A 9,237-nucleotide genomic window follows, 5' to 3' on the forward strand; every position below is an offset into this window, starting at 1 on the left:
CGGCGATCGGCCGCGGCGCGCAGTCCCAGGTCTTCGGCGGCATGAACCTGAACGCCGCCACCGGGCGCGACAGCACCGCGCAGCAGCAGGTGCTGACCATGGGCGGCGCCGCCGGCCGCGGTGCGCGCAACCAGGTCATGGGCGGGCACAACCTCAACGCCGCCACCGGCCGCGGCTCCTTCGCCGACCAGCAGGTCGTCACCATCGGCGCGCAGTGAGCGAAGGCGATTGGCACCGACAGCCGCGTCCGTCAGCAGATTGCCACCGATGCCAGCGGCGGCTGCCGGCCGCTGGTGAGCACCCAGGCGGCGGTGGGGGTGAACCTGTCGATCGGCCGCCGCGCCCAGGCCGGGCAGTCGGTCGAGGCGGTGGGCCCGGCCGGGCTGCTCGCCACCAACACGCTGGCGCGCGGCGTCAACGTCGCCGCCGGCGCCCGCAGCGCCGCCAGCCAGCGCGTGCTGGCACAGACGGCGCGCTGAGGCGACTACGGCCTGTGCCGGCCCGGACGGCCAGCGAGGCTCAGCTCTCGGTGCGCAGGACGAAGCGCTTGCTGACACGGTCAACCGGCGTGCCATCGCGCAGCGGCACCGCGCGGTGGATATCGTGATCGACAAAGCCCAGTCGATCGTAGAAGGCGAGGCCGCCGGCATTGTCGGCGCGGATGGTGGCGTTGATGGCTACCATTCGCCTCTCCGTCGCGGCCTGCCGCGTTGCCGCGAAGAGCAGTGAACCCGTTCCCCGCTGCACCTGCCCGACGCGGCTGAAGGTGCCGATATCGCCGACATCATCCGGCAGGTCCCCGGATCGTAGCAGCGACTGGAACCCCGCCGCCTTGCCCTCCGGGTGCCAGGCCACAAAGCAGCAAATCACGTCGGGCCCGGTCAGCATGTCCCTGGCCAGGGCTTCGGGCGTGAAAGGCTCCTCCAGCGCGGTGGTTCCTCCGCGGGCGATGATGTCGTTCAGCAGGTCGGCGAGCGTCGTGGCGTCACAGTCCTGTGCCGGCCTGATCTGCATTGCGTGCTCCTTGACGAACCCTGGTGCCGGCGACGACCAGTGGCATGCACGCTGCCGTGGACACGCTGTCAAGTTCGCCAGAGCTCAGGTCACGGCACCGATAACCAAGCCGCACTTACGGCCCCTCGGGATGCAGCCCAGGCGCGTTTGGTCGGCAAGGATATAACAACGCCCTCAGATGCTCGCTCGAGATCGAGGGGGGTGACACCCAGGACCAAAACGGACGGAGAGGGCGCCCGACCACGCCGACGATGTGCGACGTCCCAAGGCCGACTGCCAACGCCCAAGAAGTCCCCGGCTACCGAGACTTCCGCCGATGCCGGCTTGCCGAATGCCGTTATGCGCCGTCGGCTAATCAACGCGGATGTTGGCGGCGCGGATGATCTCGCGGTACGTGCGGCGCGCTTGATCCATCATGCGATTTGCACCCGCCGCATCCTGGAACGTTGCCACCAGCCCGTTCTCGATCAGCTTTCGCTGGACACCCTCGTCCTCCAATGCACGCCGCGCCGCATCCTGCCAGTGCAGCGCCGCCGCATCCGGAAGACCTGGTGGGGCGCACAGAGCAAACCAGCCATTGGTCTCAAAGCCTGGTACCTCGTCGGCGATCATAGGCGCCTCCGGGAAGAATCGTCGCCCCATCGGATCGCCGAGTGCGAGCAGGCGCAGGTCGCCGCTGCGGATTTGGCCCATCATGTCGGCAAGATTGGTGATGATGATGTCGGTGCGGCCAGCCATCATGTCGAGAATCGCTTGACCTGAACCTCGATAGGGCACCTGGACAATATCGACGTCCATTCGCTGTTTGAGGTACTCGCTCGCAAGGTGCTGGACCGTACCCAAGCCAGGATTGGCATAGGTTAGCGTCCCGGGCTTGGCGCGCGCGGCCTGAATGATCTCCGCCACGCTGCGCCAAGGGCTGCTGCGCGCAACGGCGAGGCCGTAGGTCGTGCGTGCCACCAGTACGACCGCCGTCAGGTCGGTCGCAGGATTAATCGGCAGCCGCATGCCCGGCAATTCGGTGACGATGGTCATGTTGCCGGTTGAGCAGAGCAGCACCGTGTGCCCGTCGGCAGGCGCCCGCGCGGCGGCCTCGCTGGCCAGAAGCCCGTTTGCCCCTGTCTTGTTTTCAACGACGATCTTCTGGCCGAGCAGCGTCCCCATCGCGTCCGCCAGAACGCGGGCAAGGATGTCGCCCGACCCACCGGGCGGGAAGCCGTAGAGCATGCGGATCGTTCGGTCGGGAAACTCTGCCCTTGCCGGGACAGCGGTGACCCAACAAGCGATGATTGTAGCAACGATGGCGGTGACACGGCCCAAGCGCCTCGGCATCCACGTTCCCTCTCGTGATGGAGCGTGCTGGACGGAGCCTTGATGCACCATCCCGCATTGATCATCCGTCCGCAGGTGTCGCGCCGCCAACCGGAACAACACCCTAGTTCTGACCTTCTAGATGCGCCAGAAAGCGCGCCCCTCAGTACCCTCCTCCGCCGTTCCCGGCAGACCGATTGGCTCTACCGAGCCGGAGGTCAGCGTCGCGATCGTCGCCGTGTCCTCAGCAGGAACGCGCGCGACGAAGCGCTCATTCCGCGGCGTTCGGCCGATCACGGAGCCAAAGGCCGGTTTCCCGTCGCGGTCGTAGATCACGGTATAGGTTTCGATGCGCCCGGCGCCGGTGTAGTGCTCGAGAAAGGGTGGTACCTCGCCACGTGCCGCATCCGCCTGCGTCTGCACGTCGTGGTCGCGCGGTAAGGTGTCGAGTGTGGGTGGAGTGCGGCTCAGGACGAGGCAGTGGCAATCGGAGAACCAGCCACCATTGGCAAGCAGGAAGCCGTGCCGGCCACTCTCCCGCAGCCGCTCCACCATCGCGGCCGCGGCATGGGTCATGTAGTTCCCGCCGGGACCGCCGGCGAAGGTCAATCCGCCGGAGACGCTGAGCGGCCTGTCGGCAGAGAGACCGATGACGCGCCTCGCTGCTTTCGGCACGCACGGGAAGCAGCTGTAGAGCTCGACGTGATCGAGATCCGCGGCAGTGAGGCTGTTCCAGGTCAGCGTGTTGCGGACTGCTACCTCCAGGCTCGGCGAGCGGGTGTAGTCGGCGCGCTCCCAGAAGAAGTCGGATTCATGTGCGGCGGCGCCGGCACCGACATAGATCAGCCTGTCCTCCGCTATGCCGGCACTTCGAGCGAAGGCGAGGCTTGCCACCAGCACCGCAGCTCCCTGGTTGATGTTGTTGTTCGCCACCATCAGCTTCGGATAGGGAAAGGCAATCGGACGGTTGCCGGCGCTGGGCTCCAGGATCTCCGCAGGCGTATGGGTCCGCCGGATCCACGCATGCGGGTTAGTCGCTGCCACTTCGGAGAAGCGTGACCAGATCGCGGCAGATTCTGTCTGACCTTCTTCCAAACTCTGGCCCCAGGCGGCGCGCATCGCATTCTCGAACAGCGGATAGATGTCCGTCGGTGTCAGCAGCCCGTACTTGGCCGCGACTGGCGCCGCAGCTTGCAACAGGCGCTCGCGCATCAGGTCCCGCTTGGCACCGCCCTCCGCGTCCCGCTGTGCCCGACGTGCGGCGGAGCGGAGCCCTTCCCCGCCAGCGACGGCGGCCAGCGTGATCTCGCCGGCCGCAATGCGATTGGCGGCGTCGTTGATCAGCCGGATAGGGATATCGCCGTGCGCCGTATGCACCACTGGCGGCCGACGGGGCGGACTCCCCAGCGTGGCGGCCAGCCTCGCCCCCATATCCTCCGCCGGCGGCCAGGAATTCTGCCGCACCAGCTCCAGCGTATCCAGTCGATCGAGGCAGCGGGTGCCGGCATCCTCTTCCGCCCGCCGCAACGCCGCCAGGGTGAGGTCGAACGAAGTCGGCTCCGGCACCTCGGTTCGGTCGCTGATCTGCCCGACGCCAATGATGACGGGCATGCGAGACGGATCCGTGCTGGCCATGCCTGATGTTCTCCCTAGTTCATCTGCAGTCCGGACCTCTGTGCGATCCTGGTGTAGCGGTCGAGGTCGCGCAGGATGGCGTCGCGAAAGCTGTCGGGATCGGACCCCACCGGCTCGAAGCCCTGCTTCTCCACCAACACATCTCGCAGGTCGGGGTGACGGACGGCATGCGCGATCTCGCGCTGCAGCCAGAGCACCGCATCACGTGGCGTGCCTGCGGGCGCAACATAGCCAAGCCAGATATCCGCTGGTTTGAATTCGGGCGCGGCGCCGGTTTCCGGTATGGTCGGCACGTCCGGCAATGCCGGATGCCGCCGCGAGCCGATGGTGGCCAGCACGCGCACCGTGCCGGCGTCGATGAAGGGACGCGCCGGCCCGATGATGGCCAGCATCAGCTGGGCGCGGCCGGTCGCCACCGCCTGCAGCCCCTCGGCTTCACCACCAAAAGAGACGGCGACAAAGTCAAGGTCGAGCTGCTGCCGCAACTGCTCCAGCAGCAGATGCGGCGTCGTGCCGGGATTGGCGGCGTAGTTGGCGACACCCGGGTTGGCGCGCAGCCACGCCACGAGTTCGGGCACGCTGCGTACTGGCATCGTAGGATTCACCACCAAGAGGAAGGGCGCGGCGGCGGCCAGGGTCACCGGATCGAAGGCAGTGCGGATGTCGAGACTTCGGGCGAACTGCCGGTTCACCGCCGGGGTCACCGTAAAGCTCGGCCCGGTATAGTAGACCGTATAGCCATCCGCGGGCTGGCGAGCGACGTAGTGGGACGCGACAGCCGTGCCGCCGCCAGGTCGGTAATCCACCAGGAACTGCCGCCCTGTGCTTTTTGCCATGCGGTCGGTGAGCAGCCGGGTCAGGATGTCCGGTGAGCCGCCAGGGGCCGAGGGAATGATGAAGCGCACTGGCCGGTTGGGGAAATCCCCCGCCTGCGCATGCAGGGCTGGTGCCGTCAGCGTCGCGCCGACAAGGCCCCAGAGCAGGCCGCGCCTCGATGCCTTGCTCATCATGCCCCCTCCCAAGGGCTCCGCACGACAGCCTGCAAAGCGGCTTGCCTCGCGCAGAGATTTCCTTTTAAAGGAAATCGAATTTCTTGTAGCGAAACACGCGGTCAGCGGCCGAGTCAACGGGCTTTCGCAGCGCGCGGGTCAAACGGAGCCACGGCCATGGCCGCGCAGACCGACGTTCAACGCAGCTTCACCCCGGGAGAGCGGGGGCTGGAGCAGTCCTTCGGCCGGGCCGCGGTCATCCTGAACGCACTGGCCCATGTCGGCGACACCGGCTTGCGCTTCGTCGACATCGTCCGGGTCACCGGCTTCAGCCAAACCACCGTGCATCGTGTGGTCGCGGCCATGGCCGAGCACGGGTTCATCGAGCAGGAAAGGGAGGGTGCTCGCTACTTCCTCGGGATGCGCCTGGCCGGTTGGGCTTTCGCCGCCGCCAATCGCTTCAGCCTGGCGACAGTGGCGCACCCGGTCATGCAGGCGCTCAGCCAGGCAACCGAGGATTCGGTGTTCCTCACCATCCGCTCCGGTGACATGGCGACCTGTGTCGCGCGGATCGAAGGTGCCTACCCAATCCGCGCCCTGGTCGTGAAGCCAGGAGACCGGCGAGTGCTCGGCCTCGGCGCCAGCAGCGTCGTGCTGCTGGCCTTCGTGCGCGATCGGTCGGAGATCGAGCGTGTATTGGCGCTGCCCGAGCAGCAGGCCGGCTACGCGGCGCGCGGCGTGGACGAGGCGCAGGTGCGGCGATGGATCGCGGAAGCGCAGCGCAGTGGCTACGGCTTCGCCCAGGATCTTGTGCCGGGCACCAGCGGCATCGCGTTGCCGATCATGGGACCCGACGGTGATCCCGTCGCAGCGCTCAGCCTGGCTGCGATCTCGAGCCGCCTGGAGCAGCCACGCCAGGAGGAGGTGCTGCGCTTGATGCGGGCGGCGACCGCTGACATCGAAACCCGCTTGCAGCCTCTTCTGAAAGCTCGAGCACCGCTCTGAACCGGTCGCTTGACGAAGCCGACCAGGGCATGCTTCGCTTTTAAGGAAATCAATTTCCTTTAAAAGGAATTCTCTGCGGTGCGTCCTACCGCGGGGTTGGGAGCGAGAATGTCCCGTGTCGATGCTACGGACCGCCGCGAGGACGCGGCGGCCCCGGACGCCACACTTCATTCTGCCGCTCTCGACGAGACCGGCTTGGCGACCCTGCTTCGCCCAAGATCGGTCGTACTGATCGGCGCCACCGACCGCTCACGCTGGTCAAGCATGACCTTCCAGAACCTCACCGGCCTGGGCTTCCCTGGTGCGGTGCATCTGGTCAATCGACGCGGGGGGTTGGTGCATGGACAGTTGGCGGCGGAGAGTTGCACCGCGCTCGGCGTCCGTCCTGACACCGCGATCGTCATGGTCCCCATGTCGGCCGTCGGGGATGCGCTGGCCGACCTGGCGGAGGCGGGCGGCCGAAGTGCGGTGATCCTCACCTCTGGGTTCGCGGAGGCAGGCGAGGCTGGCATTGCGGCACAAGCGCGGCTGCTCGCCGCTGCGCGACAACACCGTATCCGGCTGCTCGGGCCAAATTGCCTTGGCCTCATCAACCATTTGGACAAGGTCCCGCTTTGGACTGCACCGCTGGCCGGTGGTCGCGCGGCTGGCAGCCTTGCTGCGATTTCCCAGAGTGGGCAGGTGGGACACCACCTGAATACGCTTGGCCGCCAACTCGGCACTGGGCTCAGCCACCTCGTCACCACGGGCAACGAAGCCGATCTGGACTTTGCCGACTTCGCCGCAGAGTTCGTGACCGACGACCGCGTGCGCGCCATCGCCCTGTTCCTCGAGACGATCCGCAATCCACACCGCTTCATTGCCGTGGCACGGCAAGCGTTTGACGCTCGAAAGCCCATTGTCGTCTGCAAGATTGGCGCGAGCGAGGTTGCCGCACTCTCCGCTCGCGCCCACACCGGCGCGCTGGTTGGCGACGACCGGCTGTTCGACGGAATTTGCCGCCAGTACGGAGTTGTTCGAGTCCATTCGATGGAGGACCTCGTCGTAACGGCTAGCCTGCTGGCGCGGACTGGGCCCCTGCGCGAGGGAGGCGTTGGCCTGCTGTCGAACTCCGGAGGAATCTGCGGCATCGCTGCCGACACGGCGACGGCCGTGGGTATGCCCGTGCCCGCACTTTCGGCCGAGGGCGTCGCCGCATTGCAGGCGGCACTGCCGGATTACGGGACGGCGCAGAACCCGCTCGACATCACTGGCGCATCCACGCTCGATCGGAGCCTGTTCGAGACGACCCTGCGAGTCATGGCACGAGAACCGGGGCTCGCAGCACTGGTTACCTTCGCCGACCTCCCGGATGCAGAGCGCGACGCGGCAGATCCGATGAACCGCGCGGGCTGGCAACACATGGCGCGCGGCATCGAGGGTTCGGCAATCCCGGTGCTGATCATGAGCTGCCTTGGCAAACCGGTCTCCTCCGTGGCGCAGGGTATCGTCGAGGAGATGCAGCTGCCCTACATGGCCACTGGGCTACACCGCGGCCTGACAGCCCTCGGGCATGTCTTCTGGTGGTCGGCGCGGTTGCGGCGCGGCTTGGCGACGCCACTACCCGCGACGGCACCGGCGGACGCTGCACGACCTCTCTCCGAGCAGCAGGCACTGGCCTGGCTGGCGAGCTTCGGCGTCCCGGTGGTGCCCACCGTACTGGCAGTCAATGAGGCAATGGCCGTCGCGGCGGCACGCGGCATCGATAGCCCGGTTGTGCTGAAGGTCGCCTCCGCCCAGATCGCCCACAAGAGCGACATCGGCGGCGTCGCTCTGAATCTGGAGGGCGACGCCGCCGTGACCCGCGCCTTCCAGGCAGTGACCGCGGGTGTCCCAGCCGACGCAACCCTGGATGGCGTGCTGGTTGCGCCGATGCGTCGCGGTGGCCTGGAACTGCTGGTTGGCATCACGCGAGATCCGCAATGGGGCCCAGTCCTCGCGCTGGGCTTGGGTGGGGTCTGGGTGGAGGTGCTGCAGGATGTCGCGCTGCGACCCCTACCGGTCGCGCCGGCAGAGGTGCGGGCCATGCTTGAGGAGCTGAAGGGCGCCGCGCTGCTGCAGGGACGGCGCGGCGTGCCCGCAGCAGATCTCGACCGGGTAGCGGAAGTTGTCGTGCGGATCGGTGACGCGGCGCTCGCCCTTGGCCCGGATCTCGAGACCTTCGAAGTCAACCCGCTCTGGGTCTGCGGCACCGAGGTGGAAGTGCTGGACGCACTCGCGGTCTGGTCCGCCGCCTGAGCAAAAGAAACCGACGCTGCGCCGCTACGATAGCGGAAGGAGGACGAGCGTGCCAGCATCGATAATGCCGCGGCGGTCTCTTTTGTCCGTCCCTGTCATGTTGGCCGCACCGCGACGGGCGACGGCGCAGTCTTTTCCCAACCGGCCAATCCGGATCATCGTGCCGGCTACGCCGGGCGGCCAGGCGGATATCGGCGGCAGGGCGCTCGCAGAACTGCTGCGCGAGGAGACAGGCCAGCCAGTCGTCGTGGAGAATCGAACCGGTGCCGGCGGCCAGGTGGGACTGGAGGCGACGCTGCGCGCTCCAAAGGACGGCTACACCCTGGGCATGTTCGGCGACTCTGCAGTCCTCATCAATCCGCTGTTGCAGCGTAGTATGGCCTACAGCCTGGACGACATGCTGCTGCTGACACCCATGTACACCGGTACCTTCGCGCTCGCGGTGAACAGGAACTTCCCCGCCCGCAACATGGCCGAGTTCATCGCCGAGGTCCGCCGTCGGCGCGGTATCAGCTACGGCGCCTATGGCGTGGCCAGCGCCCCCCGCATTCTCGGTGAGATGATCTGCATGGCCGCTGGTATCGGCATGGAGATCGTGCCCTATCGCGGTGAAACCGAGGCGGTGATCGACCTGATGTCCGGGACGCTGCCCGTCTTTGTCGGCACGACCACCGCGGTGCGCGAGCAGCACCGCACGGGGACGCTGCGGGTGCTCGGTGTCTCGCAACCCGAGCGCGTGGCAGCCCTGCCTGACGTGCCAACTTTCGCGGAGCAGGGTCTTCCAAGCGTGCAATATCGCTGGTTCCACGGGCTCACACTGCAGAATGGGACGCCGCAGCCGGTTGTCGAGTTCTATGCGCAGCTCTTGCCCAGGATCATTGGCGCTGTACCGCACCCGGCTCCTTGGACAACTGGTTGGGCTACGCGGCGCGCCTGAAGGTCTCCTCCTGCCAGGCGGCGCGCCTGTCGGCGGGGCTGCGATGGCCGTTCTTCTCGACCAGCCATT

General features: G+C 67.1%; 9 protein-coding genes. 5 read left to right on the forward strand and 4 right to left on the reverse strand.

From position 1 onward, the window contains the following. On the forward strand, positions 1 to 218 hold a 218-nt coding region (locus tag E2C05_RS33350), incomplete at its 5' end, for a hypothetical protein (RefSeq protein WP_158292350.1). Positions 219 to 293: 75 nt separating this feature from the next. Beyond that, positions 294 to 479: a hypothetical protein gene (locus E2C05_RS24655; RefSeq protein ID WP_133222297.1), complete on the forward strand. Its 186-nt coding sequence runs from the start codon at positions 294 to 296 to the stop codon at positions 477 to 479. 40 nt (positions 480 to 519) lie between these two features. Here the strand turns inward: E2C05_RS24655 and E2C05_RS24660 are convergent, their stop codons facing one another. From E2C05_RS24660 to E2C05_RS24675, 4 genes are all read right to left on the reverse strand, one after another. Further along, positions 520 to 1,014, reverse strand: a complete 495-nt coding sequence (locus tag E2C05_RS24660; protein ID WP_133222298.1) for a GNAT family N-acetyltransferase — start codon at positions 1,012 to 1,014, stop codon at positions 520 to 522. Between the two features lie 351 nt (positions 1,015 to 1,365). Then, entirely contained in the window at positions 1,366 to 2,241 is an 876-nt protein-coding gene (locus E2C05_RS24665; protein WP_158292351.1) for a Bug family tripartite tricarboxylate transporter substrate binding protein, read from the reverse strand. 222 nt (positions 2,242 to 2,463) lie between these two features. Beyond that, on the reverse strand, positions 2,464 to 3,936 hold the full coding sequence (locus E2C05_RS24670) for a hypothetical protein (RefSeq protein ID WP_205083039.1): 1,473 nt from the start codon (positions 3,934 to 3,936) through the stop codon (positions 2,464 to 2,466). A 38-nt stretch (positions 3,937 to 3,974) separates the two neighbouring features. After that, positions 3,975 to 4,967 (reverse strand): Bug family tripartite tricarboxylate transporter substrate binding protein, encoded by a 993-nt coding sequence (locus E2C05_RS24675; RefSeq protein WP_158292352.1) that lies wholly within the window; start codon positions 4,965 to 4,967, stop codon positions 3,975 to 3,977. Between the two features lie 159 nt (positions 4,968 to 5,126). Between E2C05_RS24675 and E2C05_RS24680 the strand changes: the two genes are divergently transcribed. The 3 genes from E2C05_RS24680 to E2C05_RS24690 all read left to right on the forward strand — a co-directional run bounded on the left by E2C05_RS24680 (position 5,127) and on the right by E2C05_RS24690 (position 9,168). Beyond that, positions 5,127 to 5,954 carry an IclR family transcriptional regulator gene (locus E2C05_RS24680; RefSeq protein ID WP_158292353.1) on the forward strand — a complete coding sequence of 276 codons (828 nt, stop codon included), beginning with the start codon at positions 5,127 to 5,129 and terminating at the stop codon, positions 5,952 to 5,954. 108 nt (positions 5,955 to 6,062) lie between these two features. Then, on the forward strand, positions 6,063 to 8,231 hold the full coding sequence (locus E2C05_RS24685) for an acetate--CoA ligase family protein (protein WP_133222303.1): 2,169 nt from the start codon (positions 6,063 to 6,065) through the stop codon (positions 8,229 to 8,231). A gap of 97 nt (positions 8,232 to 8,328) precedes the next feature. After that, positions 8,329 to 9,168, forward strand: a complete 840-nt coding sequence (locus tag E2C05_RS24690) for a tripartite tricarboxylate transporter substrate binding protein (protein WP_200306363.1) — start codon at positions 8,329 to 8,331, stop codon at positions 9,166 to 9,168. Positions 9,169 to 9,237 lie beyond the last annotated feature (69 nt).

It is taken from the genome of Paracraurococcus ruber (assembly GCF_004353985.1).
In the GTDB taxonomy this organism is placed as follows: domain Bacteria; phylum Pseudomonadota; class Alphaproteobacteria; order Acetobacterales; family Acetobacteraceae; genus Paracraurococcus; species Paracraurococcus ruber.

Excerpts from the sequence above, each read along its gene's own strand:
- E2C05_RS24660 (WP_133222298.1), bottom strand. The coding sequence starts at position 1,014 with ATGCAGATCAGGCCGGCACAGGACTGTGACGCCACGACGCTCGCCGAC.
- E2C05_RS24665 (WP_158292351.1), bottom strand. The coding sequence starts at position 2,241 with ATGCTCTACGGCTTCCCGCCCGGTGGGTCGGGCGACATCCTTGCCCGC.
- E2C05_RS24670 (WP_205083039.1), bottom strand. The coding sequence starts at position 3,936 with ATGCCCGTCATCATTGGCGTCGGGCAGATCAGCGACCGAACCGAGGTG.
- E2C05_RS24675 (WP_158292352.1), bottom strand. The coding sequence starts at position 4,967 with ATGAGCAAGGCATCGAGGCGCGGCCTGCTCTGGGGCCTTGTCGGCGCG.
- E2C05_RS24680 (WP_158292353.1), top strand. The coding sequence starts at position 5,127 with ATGGCCGCGCAGACCGACGTTCAACGCAGCTTCACCCCGGGAGAGCGG.
- E2C05_RS24685 (WP_133222303.1), top strand. The coding sequence starts at position 6,063 with ATGTCCCGTGTCGATGCTACGGACCGCCGCGAGGACGCGGCGGCCCCG.
- E2C05_RS24690 (WP_200306363.1), top strand. The coding sequence starts at position 8,329 with ATGTTGGCCGCACCGCGACGGGCGACGGCGCAGTCTTTTCCCAACCGG.